This is a genomic window from Dyadobacter pollutisoli (assembly GCF_026625565.1).
Classification (GTDB): Bacteria; Bacteroidota; Bacteroidia; order Cytophagales; family Spirosomataceae; genus Dyadobacter; species Dyadobacter pollutisoli.
Map to the genome: position 1 here is coordinate 3360035 of NZ_CP112998.1, position 17492 is coordinate 3377526.

The 17492-nt window shown below is 48.4% G+C and carries 8 protein-coding genes; 2 read left to right on the forward strand and 6 right to left on the reverse strand.

The window, feature by feature from the left end; all coding sequences use genetic code 11:
* Window position 1: 1 nt before the first annotated feature.
* The 3 genes from urtB to ON006_RS13750 form a co-directional block, all read right to left on the reverse strand.
* The gene (urtB, locus tag ON006_RS13740) at window positions 2–1654 is read right to left on the reverse strand and encodes an urea ABC transporter permease subunit UrtB (protein ID WP_244820366.1); all 1653 of its coding nucleotides are present in this window, start codon (window positions 1652–1654) and stop codon (window positions 2–4) included.
* A 35-nt stretch (window positions 1655–1689) separates the two neighbouring features.
* Window positions 1690–2994 (reverse strand): urea ABC transporter substrate-binding protein, encoded by a 1305-nt coding sequence (urtA, locus tag ON006_RS13745; protein WP_244820367.1) that lies wholly within the window; start codon window positions 2992–2994, stop codon window positions 1690–1692.
* A 64-nt stretch (window positions 2995–3058) separates the two neighbouring features.
* Window positions 3059–4348 carry a hypothetical protein gene (locus ON006_RS13750; protein WP_244820368.1) on the reverse strand — a complete coding sequence of 430 codons (1290 nt, stop codon included), beginning with the start codon at window positions 4346–4348 and terminating at the stop codon, window positions 3059–3061.
* A 639-nt stretch (window positions 4349–4987) separates the two neighbouring features.
* Here ON006_RS13750 and ON006_RS13755 point away from each other — a divergent pair.
* Window positions 4988–5794, forward strand: coding sequence for an alpha/beta fold hydrolase (locus tag ON006_RS13755; protein WP_244820369.1), 807 nt, complete (start codon window positions 4988–4990; stop codon window positions 5792–5794).
* Between the two features lie 53 nt (window positions 5795–5847).
* Window positions 5848–6189: a TfoX/Sxy family protein gene (locus tag ON006_RS13760; RefSeq protein ID WP_244820370.1), complete on the forward strand. Its 342-nt coding sequence runs from the start codon at window positions 5848–5850 to the stop codon at window positions 6187–6189.
* 110 nt (window positions 6190–6299) lie between these two features.
* Here the strand turns inward: ON006_RS13760 and ON006_RS13765 are convergent, their stop codons facing one another.
* From ON006_RS13765 to ON006_RS13775, 3 genes are all read right to left on the reverse strand, one after another.
* Window positions 6300–11759 (reverse strand): cellulose binding domain-containing protein, encoded by a 5460-nt coding sequence (locus ON006_RS13765; RefSeq protein WP_244820371.1) that lies wholly within the window; start codon window positions 11757–11759, stop codon window positions 6300–6302.
* A gap of 300 nt (window positions 11760–12059) precedes the next feature.
* Window positions 12060–13802: a RagB/SusD family nutrient uptake outer membrane protein gene (locus ON006_RS13770; RefSeq protein ID WP_244820372.1), complete on the reverse strand. Its 1743-nt coding sequence runs from the start codon at window positions 13800–13802 to the stop codon at window positions 12060–12062.
* A gap of 19 nt (window positions 13803–13821) precedes the next feature.
* Window positions 13822–17397 carry a TonB-dependent receptor gene (locus tag ON006_RS13775; RefSeq protein ID WP_267609985.1) on the reverse strand — a complete coding sequence of 1192 codons (3576 nt, stop codon included), beginning with the start codon at window positions 17395–17397 and terminating at the stop codon, window positions 13822–13824.
* Window positions 17398–17492: the final 95 nt, after the last annotated feature.

A 17492-nucleotide genomic window follows, 5' to 3' on the forward strand; every position in this document is an offset into this window, starting at 1 on the left:
ATTAGTCCTCTGCAATCCTGCCTTTGTCAGGAAACAGCCCTCGTGGCTTGAATTGCAGGAAAATAATGATCAAAGCAAGTATGAGTACTTTTCCGTATACCGCTTCGTAGAATGATTCAAGCACTTTGGTAAGGAATCCGATGCCTAGCCCTGAAACAATAGCCCCGGCGATTTTGCCGACACCGCCTGTTACAACTACCAGGAAGGAATCGACAATGTAAGTTTGTCCCATATCCGGAACAACATTGCCTACCAGCGTCATCGCGCAACCGGCCATACCAGCCAATCCCGAGCCGAGAAAGAAGGTGATCGCATCCACTTTCCTGGTTTCCACGCCCAGACAGGAGCTCATGCTGCGGTTCTGCGTAACAGCCCGGATGCGTATCCCCAACCGGCTGCGGTACAACATCAGATAAGTGAGTGATACCACCAAAATCGTCAGCCCGATGATGAAAAGCCTGTTGTATGGAAGAATTAAATGCGGCATCACCTGCCAGCCTCCCGCCAAAAATGACGGCGCTTTAACCGCAGTAAGGTCGCCAAAAATGCTTCTGGCCAGTTGTACCAGGATCAGACTGACGCCCCAGGTAGCCAAAAGGCTCTCCAACGGCCTGGAATACAAATGCCTGATAACCAAACGTTCCAGGATCAGCCCGAAAACACCTGCGATTAAAAAGGACACAGGCAGCGACACAAAATAGAATAAGTCGGAACGGATGCCCAGCACCTCCATGAAAAGCGATTGGACGCAGAATGTCGAGTAAGCCCCGATCATCATGAACTCGCCATGTGCCATATTGATAATACCGGCCAGGCCGTACACGATGGCAAGTCCCAGGGCAATCAAAATGAGAATGCTGCCCAGGCTTATGCCACTGAACAGGTTTTGCGCTTTGGTTATCCTGCCTTGCAGAACTTCAAACCCGGCTACTTTTTCAGCCGCATAAGCTCGCGCGCCTGCAACCTTTCCGGTAGCCGCATATTCTTTCAGGATCACGGTCACGTTTTCACCCCAGTTATTGTCCAGGCTGTCCATATAAGCCTTTGCCTCCTGCTCCGAAGCCGCAATGTTCAGTTTCATCTGATAGAGTACTTCCTTCCCGGCTGTGAGCGCGTCTTGGTCCTGTTCCAGGTTCAAAGCCCCGGCAAGGATCGTTATGCGGGTGGAGTCAGATGCATTCAATAGCTGTCCGTAGGCAATGCTGCGTTTTTTCGGGTCCGGATTGGCCAGGTTGAGATAGGGTAAAACCGGATTTAATAACAACCTATCGGAGCGGCTGATGTTGGCTTTTTCCAATGATGCCGTACTGGTTTTCATCTGCTTGCCAGCCTTATCATTCACCGGCTTGTACTCGGGATAGAGGAAGTACAATGGAAAAAGCTCTTTTCCATCGATTTCCTCTGCCTCTCCCGTCGTGACGGACTTGCCCCGGAACAGGTATATTTTTTTACCATTGATTGCCCCCAGGAAAGGGAAAGTCTTAGGATCACGCATCGCGACCAATCTTTGCAGTGCCTCAGCCCTGGCCGAATCATTGGGCGGGTTGATGACATTACCTACGTAAATACCCAGACTGTCTGACTGCCCGGAGGCATTTTTCAGGACCAAAAGGCACAGGCAAAGCCCCAGTAACATTTTTCCAATGTACTTCATAACATTCACGTTTTAGATGAAAAAACGGGCAATATTTACTTACGGGCAACTGTATACGTTCCACCGTGACCTACGTGATCGCAGTCCTTGTCAGGGGACGTAAGCTTCGACCACGGTTCGGGACCAACGAGGCCCGTCGATTTCCAGATTATATCGAACTGGCCATCGGGCTTAATTTCGCCGATCATTACCGGTTTGGCCAAATGATGGTTTTTGGTATCCATTTTCACCAAACCATCTGGCGAGTTGAATTCCATTCCATACAATGCAGGGCGAACTTTGGAGACTTCAAACGAGCCAGCTTTTTCAGCTGCCTTTGCCCAGAGATACACACCTGTGTAAGCCCAGCAGATCGGATCATCCGTTACGCGCTTGTCGCCGCCCGGCAGATTATTTTTCTTGCAAAAAGCCCTGAAATCGTCTACGAACTTTTTGTTTTCCGCAGATTCCATGGACTGAAAGTAATTCCAGGCTGCCAAATGACCCACCAGAAATTCGGTATCGGTAGCACGCAGTTCATCCTCAGCTACGGAAAAGGCCATAATCGGGCAGGTTGCCGCGGACAACCCCTGATTTGCAAATTCTTTATAAAAAGGAACATTCGAATCGCCATTGATCGTCGAAAGCACGCAGGCCTTGCCACCTGCCGCAAATTGCTTTACCTTGGACACAATCGTCTGGTAATCCTGATGATGAAATGGGGTATATTCTTCAATAATGCTTTCTTTCGGAACTCCTTTGGACAACAAAAAGGCTTTCAGGATCTTGTTGGCGGTGCGCGGAAAAACATAGTCCGTACCCAGCAAGTAAAATTTCTTGTAGCCACCGCCTTCTTCGCTCATCATGTACTCCGCCGCCGGGATCAATTGCTGATTGGGGGTGGCGCCGGTATAAATAACGCTGGTCGAACATTCTTCTCCTTCATATTGCACCGGATAGAAAAGCAGGCCATTGTTCTCTTCAAAAACCGGCAGTACTGATTTTCTGGAAACCGACGTCCAGCAGCCAAACACTGCGGATACCTTTTTGTCCAGCAATAATTCCTTTGATTTTTCCGCAAACAAATCCCAGTCAGACGCAGGATCTACAATCACCGGCTCGATTTGCTTGCCCAATACGCCACCTTTTGCGTTGATTTCCTCGATCGCCATCTGCACTACATCTTTGAGCGAGACTTCCGAAATGGCCATTGTGCCGCTCAGCGAATGCAATATCCCAACTTTGACGGTTTCCGCGCCTTCTTCTTTTTTATCTCCCGAAGCCGAACTTCCACAACCTGAAACGATACCCATGACGGCTAGCAGCGCCAGAGCCAATTGGTGGATTCTAAATGTTTTCATGCGTATAAATTTGAATAGTGATACAGAGTGAAAATTATTTACTGCGAACTTAGCTAGTATATCCTCAAAATATGAAAAACTGAACCTGTAACCAAAACTGACCGTAGGATTTGGTTGCATAATCGCCCGACGAATTGGCTACATTGTACTGCCTGGCTACGTAGGATAAACGCAGATTCGTGTTGCTGCCATTGAAAAAGTAGTTGAGGCCCGCACCATAAACCTTACTGGATTTTGTTTTATCAAAATTGGCCACCAGTTCCGACCCAACCTGCTCCTTTTTAGCAGAGATATCCTGATTTTCAAACCTTACCCAGGGTTGTAGCTTTGATTTGGTGAAATAGTAGCCCAATTCGAGAAACTGAACATTCTGACGGGGGATCAGGCCTGCAAAAGAATACTTCGAGTTGACGTTGGTACCACCTGTCATGTATTGGAAAGCCGCATTTAGTGTCACCGAGCCTGCATTACCCGCTTTTTTGTCTATGAAAACGTCGGTACCAATGTTATAGTAAGATCCCTGCGCATCGAATCCTGCGCCCCACGCAAATGTATTTCCATTTCCGAGCTTGGTACCGGCATAGTAATAATCCTTTTCGGCATCAAGGAAGTTATAAGCAACGCGCCCGACGACACGCAATGGTGCCTGGCCATCCAGGTTCCTGCCTGTAAAAACGCCAAGCCGGTATTCCAATTTGTCTTTCAAAACGAAGCCTCTCGCATTGACTCCCAGGTCCCGACCGAAGTTTCCCTGCAAGGGGCTGTTTGCGAAAAGGTTATAGGGATATTGAAAATAGGTGAAATCGTTTGCCATCAATCCTGCGGCACCCTGCAGTCCGTTACGGTTATTAGAAACCAGCTGCATTCCGGCGATCAATTGAAATGCATTGGAAAAAGCATGTTCATACTGGGCGTCGAGTATGATAGGGGCCACTTTCACATTCTTGGTATTGTTGCCCAGCTGAACGCCGATGGGCGAAGGAAGGTCTGTCTCCATAAAAAAGCTCCCTTTTCTGGACAATTGCCCGCCTACCAAAACCCTGGCCCGGTAAAGGGTAAACCCTTTGTTCCATTCTTTCGCTTCGGCCATTGCTCCACCACCGAAGCCCGACTGCTCTGCGGAAGCGAACATATGTACAATCGCGCCTACATGAATGGAAGGTTTGAAATCCGCCACATCAGTTTGGCCGGACACAGGAACGGAATCTACCGGCGCGGCGTAACTGGCAAATTCCCGCAGTAACCTGGCCTTTCGGGCCGCTTTTTCATCCCGTTTGTCTGAAAAGCCACCAGCCTGGGCGGCGCCTCCAAACAAGACTGACATGAAACCAAAAGAGAGAACAAGTCTTTTCATTCGCGTAGAAGTTTATGGTTGTACGTAAGTATACAATTCAAATCTAGCAATTAATTACGTACGCACAATGAGTTTAGCAAACTTCTTCTAAATGTTATAAATTATGGAGGATTATGTATATAAATGATGCTAATTATCTGATTAACAACCTATATATTTTGTTTATATCAATCTTAGGCAAATAAACCGCAACTAGGAGGCCCCAAATATTAATACGTAATTTAAAAATACCTACGTAAAATGAAATCATAACGGAACATCCGAGTGATAAAGGGCCAGATCGTGGACCATCCCCGATACTGGTAAAGGAGAGATTGCAATTCTATCTAAAAAACCGGTTTGAAAGAAATGGGTCCAATATTTCGTCCATCATCCATCAAAAAAAGAGTCCTTTATGTCGTTAAAAAAAAAAGACTAAAAATCTCATCGGGAACCCTGTCCGGCTTCATTGGAATAAGTTACCTTCATAAAAAACCCTATCAAAAGCCATGTATTGGATTAGCGAAATCTAAATTGAGACTTTAGAAGAGGAAACAACAGCGAAAGATGAACCTTAAATCAACCCAACATAAAATATTGCATACAAGAAGAGTGTTCATCATTTGGATGACATTCTCTCTTCTCTTTTTAACCCAATGCATGCCATTCAGGAAGACCGATCAGGAGATCAGTGAATATTTTCAGGGATCGCCAGTCAAGCCCTCGTTCCATTCAATTAAGGTGGATAGCAACCGGATCATCCATTACGCCGCAATCGGGGCAGATTCCTTGCCTCTGGTTGTTTTTGTCCATGGCTCTCCCGGCTCATGGACGGCTTTTATCGACTTTTTCAAAGACTCCACACTCTACAACCATGCCCATTTGATATCCGTTGATCGGCTGGGCTTCGGCAAATCGGGGCTGGGGCAAGTAGAAAGTTCCATGCACAAGCAGGCGCAGGCTATCGTGGCCATCATTAAAGCTACCGGAGCAGGTCCAAAAGCCATTTTGGTTGGACATTCGCTCGGTGGCCCGGTCATTGCCAGGGTAGCCATGGATTCTCCCGGCCAGGTTCGGGGCCTGATTATGGTTGCGGGTTCCATCGACCCGGACCTTGAAAAAAAGGAATGGTTTCGTCCCATTATCGGCGCATTTCCAATCCGGTACCTTATTCCTGTGGACCTAGATGTGAGCAACCGTGAAATTCGCCCGCTCAAAGATGAATTGACTCAGATGCTGCCACTTTGGAAAAGCATTCGCATTCCTGTTACCGTGATCCAGGGCGAAGTTGACGACCTTGTACCGCCAGGCAATGCGGCATTTGCAAAGCAAATGCTGGTCAATGCGCCAGTCAGTGTCCGGATGATTCCTGAAATGAATCATTTTATCCCGTGGCGGCGGCCGGACTTGATCCGGAGCGCAATTCTCGGGCAATTGCGGCAACCTGACGCAACGGGTCTCAGGTAGATCCATTTTTTTTATGCCTTTGATAATTTCATAAAGATGCTATTAGTTTAATCATGGCTTACGACATCAATTTAGCAAACCGTGTTCGCGAGCGGCTTTCGGAGCTACCCAACATCGAAGAAAAAGCCATGATGGGTGGTTTGACATTCATGTACAACGACAAAATGTGCGTAGGGATCATCAAAGCTGAATTGATGTGCCGCATCGACCCGGCCTTTCACGAAGCAGCCGTCGAAAAACCAGGATGCCGCACCATGGATTTCACAAACCGACCCATGATAGGATATGTACTCATTGAACAGGGTGCCCTGAAAACCAGAGCCGAATTTGATTACTGGATCGATCTAAGCTTGCAATTTAATAGTGAGGCAAAGTCTTCGAAAAAGAAGAAGTGAAACCAAACCGTTTGATGCACCATCCGCTGATGATTGTATTCAAGCATGTCAAGTTCCCCTGCCTGCCAGTCACGCTGCAATTTATTCTTACGGCCTGGACGCAACAGAATTCACTGCTTGATCAATTTTATCGTAACCGCCTTTTCCTTACCCGCTATCCTAAGCAGGTACGTTCCGGATGCCTGGCGATATAATTTAAAGCTGTGACGTTCCAGGTTTGATTTTATTTCCAAATCCTGTTTCATCAACTCACGGCCATCCATATCGATCATTGTCATTTGTAGCGACTGTCCTTTGGCTCCCTGGATCTCCACAACTGCCTGACCATCGGTAACCGGATTCCCAAGACTTGTCACCTGAAAAGCCGTAGATTCCGGAGCGACGATCTCCGCCGACAACCGTCCGTTGGCAGCAGCAGGCTCCGTTCCATAAATGAGTACCCCCTGATAATAGACTCCAATATGATTGTTCTCAACAAAGTCTCCCTCGGTTTTGTAGGAATAGTCATTGGCGTGATCAAAAGCAGACCAGTCGGTTTTTGCAATGCGGTACTGGATATTGCCAGTGCTGCCTGCTGGGTACAAGGTTCCGACCACCGGATTTATCCCCAATTCAAGATAGGTATCTGCCCCATTTAACATGGGGTTAAGCGTAACAAACTGTCCACTTACATTCGAATTTCCCAGCTTGGCATAATCTATGAAGTAATTGAGGCTGGCAGTCCCCTCTTTGGTAAACCAGTAACGAACTTTTACATCCGCGTAATTCACAGGCACATTACCCTCATTATTTATTTTTAAATACGTAGAGATTGAATTCGCACTCACACCTGTGCTTTTATTTGCCGAGAATACTTTAAGCGCCACTACCGGTGCAGCCGCGGCTGGTTCTGTACCATATACCAGCATTCCATTGCGATAAAGCGTAATGTGATCATTCAACTGATAAGTCGCTATTGCATTGTATGAATAGTCATCCGGTTCATTCAGTATGGACCAGTCGGCGTTAGCAAACCTTGACTGGACCGGTCCGGAATTCCCATTCACCGCAAGGTTACCCGCTGATGCATCAAAACTGTATTCAATATAACCATAGGCACCATTACGCGGCAGATCCAGCGGTACGTATTTCATCTTCACTTTGCTGTTGCCCAATTGCGCGTAGTCAATCCAGGTGTTGATAACGGCGTAATTCTCAGCAGTGAACCAATACCGGGCGGTCAGCTCGTTGTAAGCGACCGCAACCGGCCCTTCATTAACGATCTTCATATAGGGTTTGACCACATTGTTGGCAGGCTGGCTGACGTCCGCATTCTGATATTGCACTTTCAGGTTGAAAGGAAGCACCGTCAGAAGCTGCGTAACCGGACCGGCCGCAGAATATGTGCCATTTCCAGCTTGCGAAGCAGTAATGGTAGAGGTGCCTGCTGCCCTTATGTAAATCTGTGCGTTCACAATGGTGGCAACCGTTGTATCTGAACTGGTGTAACTTACGGGCAATGCAGAAGATGCTGTGGCTGTAAGTGCAAAACCCGCATCGCCAAGTACTTTTTGGGTCAAGGCATTAAACGTAATCGTTTGATTTTGTTTGATAACCAGCACCAAAGTATCCTTGGCGGCACCCCAGGCATTACCGGCGCTAAGGGCAATAGAGAATGTCCCGCCGACTGTTGCTGTACCGGTGATAATTCCTGTGCATGCATTCACATTCAGACCGTCCGGCAGACCGGTTGCGCTGAATTGATCCGGCCGGTTTGTGGCTTCAATCGTGTAATTAAACGCTGTGCCGAATTCGATTTGCTGGCTGGCAGTAGCGCTGATGATCTGAGGAACCTGTGCATCCAATCCCCAGAATTCAATCTCTGCGACATTACCGTAGCCTGTGGCGGGTGCCAGATAACGCACGTAACGGAATGGTGTAGAATTGGAAACCATCTGATCCGTCAATACACCTGTCACGGGTGCAGTGCTGATCGTGAATAAAGCTACTGCATCGCTAAAATCGGCCGCATTGGCTCCCTGAAAAATACCACCTACCATTCTGACAGCATAGGCGCTTCGTGGCGCGTAACGTACCCGTGTAATTGCACGGGGAGCATTGGACCCGAGATCATAGCCAACCCAGGCGCTGGCCTGTGGAGCGTCGAAGAAGGTAGCCGGGTCACCGTCTATCGCTGCGGCTTTTGTAGTGGCAGCAACATTGCCAAATGAGCCTGATGTTCCAATAAGGGTACCACTTAATTTACTTCCAAATGAAAGGCTTGCGGGAGCAGTATTTGCGCCCTCGCCTATATTGTTAGCCGCCGATACAGTGTAAAAGTAGGTAACACAGTTGTCCGCCCCAGCATCAATATAGCTGGTAGTGGTTACGCTGGCAATGACGGCGTATGGGCCGGCCAGCGAAGTAGACCGCTTTACATTGTAACTGGTCGCGCCTGTTGAAGCAGTCCAATTCAATGTGACCTGGTTATTTCCTGCCGTAACCGACAACGGTGCGGGAGCTGCCGGACGCGTAGATAGAACCACCAGACTGGATACTTCCGAAGCGCTCAAAGCCCGGTTGTAAATCTGAAATTCATCTATTTTTCCTGCTAAAAGTGGGTCGGCGAACTGTGATTTACCAATCCAGTTTTGGGACGTATTTCCTAAGCTGGAAGGTTTAAGGGTCAGGTTGGCGTTCCGTCCTACCTCAACACCATTTACATACAAGATCCCGACGGTACCGGATTGCGTCACCGCGATGTGCGTCCATACGCCGGTGGCGATCACTGAACTGCTGTTGATTACCTGTTCTCCGGAACCAGCCAGAATCGCGTAACGCAATGTTCCGTTCGCGCCATTTCTGGGCGTCAGAAACATGTAGTTTGTTGTTCCCGAACCAAAATCAAAAAGACGTGCCCAGTTCGCAGATGCATCCAATTTTACCCAGGTTGCGACGCTAAAATCGTTTATTGAGCTCATCAGGCCAGCAGGAAACGTAACATATCCGGCAGCAGTACCATCCAGGCTCACCGCATTGCTGACATTACCAGCTGCCAAAGTTGCTCCTGAGGCCAGCGTACCTGTTTTTCCACTCCAGGAATCGGCCGCAGTACTGCCGCTTGTTTCATCAAACTTCCAATAGGCAACCTGCCCGGGTGCTGCGCTCACCTGTACTGAGTTGGCCGACTCGCCTATGGCATTGACGGCTGTGATCACATAATAATAGGTCGTCGAAGCAGTCAATCCAGCATCGTTGTAACCAGCAGTGGCCGGACTGGCAATGGTAGTATAAGGTCCACCGCTTACTGTTGCACGTTTTACATGATATGTAGCGGCGCCCAGGCTTGCCGTCCAGGATAAATTAACCTGGCTGGCAGATACGGATGTAGCCGTTACCCCAACCGGAACCGGTGCCAGAGAAAGTACCGGCGCAACATTAACTTCCAAAGAGTTAGGGCTTTCACCCGCAAAATTCGTAGCTACAACGACATAATAATAGGTGGTCCCATTCGACAGACCGGTGTCAGTGTAATTCACGGCAGTGAGGCCAGTAGCAACCGTTACATAAGGTCCGCCGCTAACCGTTGCACGCTTTACAGAATAACTGGCAGCGCCGCTTACAGCGTTCCAGCTTAGGGGCACTTGGGTATTACCTGGCTGAGCGGTCAGGCCTGCCGGGGCTGCGAGCGTAGTGCTGCCTCCCCCTGCCATAGTCACATTATCAAATGTAGAATTGGCAAGCGCTCCTGTGGTACTCCCCGAACATGACGCCAGTCCGACATAATAGGAGTCGGCCATCGCCACGGTGCTGGTACCGACCGTAAACCAGGTAACCCCGTCGGAAGACTGATAGGCCGTAAAAGTATTCCCGGAGCGTTGTATTCTAAACCAGGCCGGGACCCAGGTGTAATCGTTACCCCCAACCCATGTCATAGAACCTCCGGTTGCAGATCTTGTTCCAAAACCGGCCTGTCGCCATCCTGCATCGCCCAGCTTCATCACCAAGGCCTTCGCATCCGGCGCAAGTGATTCACGAAACACAATCCCCGTTTTACTCAATGTGCCACCAACAGCCGACAACCTTGCTGTCATCGTGAAATCACCGGTCACTATTCCATAGGTATAGCCAAACGAATCGGAGTTGCCGCCGATACCGGATCCCGAACCACTGACAACGAAAGTACCTTCAGAGACATTAGCATAACTGGCGCTGCCATCTGCACTAACCGTTCCTACATCCTGCCTGGCCCATCCGTCAGGCAGAGCTCCTGATCCCATCGGCGTGGCACTAGCTTCTGCCGAGTTACCACTGTTACCCGACTGATTATTGGCTGATATGGTGTAATAGTAAGTTGTGCCATTGGCCACGCTCCCGTCTGTATATTGCGGATAGGTGTTATCCGTCCACGAGGCAATGGAAGTATAAGGCCCTCCGCTCGCGGTGGAACGCAGCACGTTATAACCCTGGGTTGTGGCATCATTTGCAACTGTCCATTTCAAAAATACCCGACCGGTACTGGCCGTCGCTGTCAGGCCCGCGGGAACAGAAGGAACGGGCGAAGGAGGATAGGGCGAAGCAGCAGCGTTTTGCGTAAACGCCAATGTACCATACCCAAAATGATCAGCGCTCCCATGTTCAGGCCTGATCAGTTGGGCCATTGCCTTTACATTAGGGGCATTTAAACCCATACGGACCACATAATGGTTGTAGATCATTTCCCAGACCGGGCGATCATCCAAACGGCCCATGCCATTGATAGAAACCCAAAGTTGATTCGCATTCTGGCAATTGTTATATGCCGAATAAGGAACGGGTAACGACAAATTGGTACGTGCCACATATTCAGCTCCGGCCAACAGGCGGCTGTTATCATAGCTATACAAGTCGAGGCCCTGGTTCCAGGCTACCTCGCATACGGAAGCAAGCATCCCGACCGCCAGCTGGGCATGCTCCTGGTCGCGGCCACTTTCCTGCCATTGGCCCAGATTACCCGGATGCACAAAAGGAACAGCATTCATAATGCTTCCCATTCCTGCGCCGTTTTTAAAATAGTCTACCGCCTCGTCGAATTTTGCCCGATCATCACAAAGTACGCCCATGGTAAGGATAGCGCCAATGTTGGCAATGTCCCAGTTGGACCAATAATTGCTGATGCAGCTCCCGTTATGGTTAACCAGAAAGTTATGGGCCACGGGATAAAAATGAGTTACCATCATGTTTTTAAACCGGTCAAAATCTGCCGCTGCCCACCCGGGATAAACGCGCAACAATTCTGCTGCCATACCAAAATCAAAGATGGGGATACCGCTCAGGCCGGGTATGTCAGTACCAGTAGGAACCTGATTCACCGTCGAAGACCAGGCATTACAAATCCTTACTGCACACTCGGCATAGGTGCTATCACCGGAAATATACCAGCGAAGCGCATTGAGATAAGCTGCATGGGCATCAGCATCGGCCCTCTGACGGCTGGAACCCATATTGGCCCGCGCGGCCGGGGTATAGGTGTTTTGGGCCTGAGGATCGGTAATGAGTTTATTCCAGCTGTCGATCCAGGGGTGTTCACCGGCGGTTACTTTGGTTTTCATACGGTCCAGGTCGGCCTGGGTATGTAGGCCACCCGGGTGAACAAACGTCTGTGCCTGCGCTTGCGGCACGGCGCATGACAGAAGCCAAATTAGTATGATACATATTGGCACAAACGTATGTGACCTCCTTTTTGTAATGCAAAAAAAATTATTGAAAACTTGTTGAGCATTCATAGAATTAGATTTTAAAGATTTTTTCCGATCATGCAAAGGCAATAGCATCCCGATCAGCCACTCCTGAACTTTTACTTTTCGCTCAGGAATGACTGTACAGGATAAATTGATGAATGGTGGTGAGGGTTACTCCCAGCCCGGGTTTTGGACCAAATTGGGATTAAGCTGCAATTGATTGGTTGGCAGGGGGATCAGATAATTCTTCTCCGTGAATTTTCTTTCATTCGCAGGATCGGCAATAACGTCACCGTCGGCAGTTAATGCAGGAGGGTTAGTCGTGTATTTCGTGGCATACTCTGTACCCGCCCAACGAACTCCTAACACCGGTTTGGCTAATTCAACGTGCGCGATATGCCAGCGTTTGAGATCATCCATCCGCAAACCGTCGCCCTGCAATTCCACCGCTCTTTCGCGGCGTATTTCTTCCAGCATTTTTAACCCGTTGGCAACTACAAAAGCATTGCTAAGCTTAGGCATAGAGGCATTTACCCGGCTGCGGACCATATTTAGGGACTTGTCCAGATCCTCGTCACTGATGTTTCCATTCCGCTCGTACAACGCTTCCGCATAGTTGAGATATACCTCGGCCAAACGAATGACGGGGTAGTCGTAGCCTTCCTGGGAATTGGGTACCTGCCTTTCCGCAGCCCACTGCTGGTTGCTGTAACCGGATATATCATTGCTCCACGGGTCGTGCGGGAGACGGGCGTTCTTTAAATCGGTAGCGCTCCAATCCCAGTTGATATGCCAGTTTGTGGCATTTTGCCAGTAGCGATAGCCCGGCACCATCATAAAATAACGCATCCGGTTGTCGCGGTTCGCAAATTCAGATTTCAGCGCGGTGCGGCTGAAAGGCATTTTGGTTTTATCGATGGGCAAACCATCACTGGACAAATACATATCCGCCATTACCCGGCTCATATCCGCCCCTAATGCTCCGAAAGAAATCTGATTGGGGATTGTCCTGAGCAGGTTGTTGGATTCATAGCGAACCGCAAGTATATATTCCTGATTAGCAGACTTGGTAATATTGGCTGGGTTTGATCTTTGATTTTCCAGAATAAACAAATACTTCAACGCTGAATCGCCCAAAGCCTGTGGTTTAAATAAGGAATACAGATTACTGGTAATCACCGCATTATTATTGCTAATGGCCTTATCCAGTAAAGCATTGGCCCGGGTTGCATTCAAACTCCTTGATTTTAACCACGTACCTTCGTACAAACTGACCCTGCCCAGAAAAGCCTGCGCAGCGCCTTTGCTTATCCGTCCTTTATCGGAAGCAGCGATCTCGCTTTCCAGGGGCAGATTCGCAATGGCTTCTTCTAAGTCCTGAATGATAAAATCAATGGTTTCATCGCGGGTACTGCGAACGGCTTTCAACTCTGCAGACCCGGTGGTCAGCACATCTTTGATCAGGATCACCCCGCCATAAGAGGTAAGCAGTTTATCAAAATAAACATATGCCCGAAAAAATTTTGCCTCCGCCACATAGGTTTTGATCTGATCAGGACTTTTGAAGTCTTTCGCCTTTTCCAGCATGTAATTGATATTGTGTATCCATTTATAAGCGTCATTGTAATTGGCATCATTGGACACAATGGTATTGGTACCTCTTGCAAAAGTACCTCTATCGGCACCCAGATCGGACCCGGTGTGTCCGTCTCCATTTGCGTTGTTGAATGAGCGCAGATAATCGTAAAACTTGTTTGCAGCCAGTTTAAACTCCGTGGCTTCTTGCCAAAAAGAAACATCCGATACCCGGTCCTGGGGTTGCAGATCCAGGGAATCCTTGCAACCGGAAGGCACCAGGGTGCATACCGCAGTTACGATTGTGATGATCAGGCAGTTATATAATTGCTTTTTCATATTTTTCAATGTTGTCGGATTAAAATGTAACGTTTACACCAAAGGTCATCAGGCGGTAGAATGGATAGCGCTGCGCCCCGCCGCCTACACTGTCAGTTTGTTCCGGGTCCCATTTATCCATCACTTTGGTATATTCCCAGAGGTCGCTGCCAGAAAAATAGACACGCAGTTTTTCGATTTTCGCCCTTCTCGTAATGGTCTGAGGAAGTGAATAACCTAGCACAATATTCTTTAACCGAACATAGGCACCGTTTTGCATCGACCAGTTGGAAATCTGATAATTGTAGCCGGCATAGCTGCCAAATCCTTTATTGGTAGCGGTGGTTAAAATGGGTAATTCAGCGTTCGGGTTCTCGGGTGTCCAGGTTTTTCCTACCCACCAGTCTGCATGTCCCTGCCAGATCGTACCAAATGGTGTACTCCAATCGGAGCGTCGGTAGATATTTCTTTGACCAACCCCTTGAAAAACAGCAGAAAAATCAAAGCCTTTCCAGTCAACACCCATATTGAAGGCAAACACGTACCTGGGATCGCTCCTACCCAAATAAACAATGTCGCCATCTCCTATCTCTTTACCATTTGCGTCTTTTTTCCCAAGCAGGTGTTGATTAGCACCGGCATTGGTCAGTTTGCCGTCGCCATTAATGTCCTGGTACATGTTGATCCCTTTAATCATTTGCGTAGCACCCGGCATGTTGGCGATACTGCTTCCCGGTACCAAACCAGCATAAGCGGATGCCTCGTCATCTGTCTGGATACGGCCGTTGTATTTCAATCCGAAGTAGGAATCCAGAGCATACCCTTCGATTTTGTTTTTGCCCGCCGAAACAATGTTGTTTCCGCCATAATTCACCAGCTTGTTACTATTATCGGTAAGTGTACCGTTGATATGGTAGGTAACATTTCCGACTTTATCTCTCCAACCCAATGACATTTCCCAGCCCCAAACTTTCAGTCGGCCAATGTTAGCAGTGGGAGCTACGGCACCCAGTACAGCAGCATAGGTCTGTGGCAGCAGCATGTTTTTGTTTTGTTTCCAGAAATAATCGAAACTACCTGTCAGCCGATGTCTGAATACGGCAAAGTCGATACCGATATTGGAGTTGCGGATCGTTTCCCATGTCCGGTTCAGGCTTACCAGTGTATCCGAAGGTGCGGCGGTAACAGACCGTGAAGTGTAGCCTCCCAAAATTGCGCCTGCATTACTCAGGTTCGTCAGCTGGATGTAATCATAAAGCCCGATCCCCGTTTGGTTCCCTACCGTGCCAATAGACCCGCGAAGTTTCAATTCGTCCACCAGACGAATGTCTTTAATGAAATTTTCCTGCGATATCCGCCATCCTGCTGAAATACCTGAGTAGAATTTCCACCGGTTAGCTGCATCAAATTTGGAAGAACCATCATACCGGGCATTGGCTTCGAACAGGTATTTGTCCTTGTAGGAGTAATTGAAACGGCCAAATGCGGAAGCGATCGCCCAATGGTTGCGCACTTCGAGGTTCGAGCGGGTCGTATTGTCGCCCAGGCTCAGGCCTAATGCAGGGACATCATTACTGGCCAGGTACCCGCTTCGCGTCGAAAAGTAATTGAATTCATCCCGCTCGTAGTTACCACCGGCTAACACATTGATAGTATGACTGTTGTTTAATATTTTCTTATACTCCAAAAAAGCATTGGTATTGAAATAAGTATCTTTTCTCAAAGAACGTTCGTACCAGGATTGAGCCTGGGATGGATTAGCCTGGTATTGATAGCTTTCGGTATAATTATAGATCTCCGAAATGTATTTGTACTGGTTCTGGCCATCAGTCCCGGCCCAGTTGTAACCTGCCTGTGCGACCAGGTTCAAATCTTTGGCGATATTGAATTGCAACTTGGTGTTCACAAAAACCCGGTTGTTCATGGTTTTATTTTCTCCGCCCAATTCCAGCAGCCAGTTGCGGGCTGGCTGCGTGCCCCAGGCGTACGGCTTACCATTGACGGTAGCCACCGGAAATCCTGGCTGAGAACCGAAGTTGATTTCCCCTTGCCGGCTCGGAACGACCACGTCATTTTTCTCCAAAGAGATATTGGTTTCCAATTTAAACCGGGGCGAAAAGGTATAGTCAAAAGCCAGACGGGTATTGTAGCGCTTGCTGGAATTCTCACCCCATTTCAGCATACTGCCGTCATTGAGATACCCAAAAGACAACCGGTAGCCCAGGTTTTCAGTGCGGGCAGCCAGGCTCAGATCGTGTTGGTTGGATACCGCCCTGCCATTGCCCCATAAAAGATCAATCGGATTGGTGTCGAAAAACGTATAATCTTTAACGTCAGTAAAACCGATCGTCTCGCCGCCTGCAATGTATTCTGGCGTATTTTTGTCAATATATCCGCTGGCTGGTCTGTTGATCCAGGCCCTGGCGTACTTCGTCCAGATCCAGTTTTCATCCGGTACACCGCCGGTGGAAGCATTTGAAATGGCTTCCAACAAATATTTACCGTACTGGTCACTATTCAAAAAAGAGGGACGCAAGCCCATCCTTTTCTGCGATACCGAGCCATTGTATTGAATCGTGGCTTTCCCGGATTTAGCCCTTTTGGTAGTGATCAATACCACACCGCCAGCCGCGCGCGCACCGTAAATAGCAGCCGAGGCGTCTTTCAAAAAAGATATATTGTCAATGTCCTGCGGGTTAATCGAGTTCAATGCGGTTGAATTGACCAGCGGAATCCCGTCCACGATGATCAGCGGCTCGGAGCCGTTGGAAGAAGCTGCACCCCTGATTTGGAAATTCCAGCCCTCCTGTCCCGGTGCGGCCGAGCTGCGGGTAACAATCACGCCCGGCACTTGCCCCTGCAATGCCGCCAGCGGATTTGATACCACACCGCGATCTTGAAAAACCTTGGAATCGATAGTGGAAACTGCCCCGGTTAAGGTTGCCTTTTTCTGTTCTCCATATCCTACCACTACTACTTCTTCCAGCGCTTTGTTATCGACCAGCAGTGTGACGTCTATTTTCGATCTGCCGTTTAGCTGTATTTGCTGAGAAGCAAACCCGACGAATGAGAATATCAAAACTGCATCATCAACCGGCACAACCAGTGAATACTTGCCATTAGCATCGGTACTGGTGCCGGTGGTCGTTCCTTTAATAGTAATGTTCACACCGGGTAATTGTTCTCCGTTTTCAGCAACAACCTGCCCGGAAACGGATTTCTCCGTAACGGCAGCCATGTACTCCAATGAATGAGAAGCATCCGCGTCATGCGCACCGGTTTTAATCAGCGGCTCGGGTTCGGGTTCCTTATTCAAAATGATAAAATCATCGGAAACGGAATAGTTTATACGCAACGGTGTAAGTAGTTTTTCAAGTACCTCTTCCAGTCTTTCATTTTTGACTGAAATACTCACCTTCCGGTTATTGACCAGACCCACCACATACGAAAACCGAACCTTGGTTAACTTTGATATTTGATTCAGTACACTTTTTAGCTCGGCACTTTCGGCCTCTATTGTAACTTTACGGTTGAGCATTTCCTGAGCAAGGCCAGTCCTCGCATAGGTCATCCCTGCCAGCAACAATATCAACACAAACGGAATGCTGATTTTCATAATTAAATAGACACAGTTGTGCCGGGTAATTCTTTTTTTCATAATTTGACATTGGTTTTTGAAATTATAGAGATAAAACCTTCCCCTTGACTCTT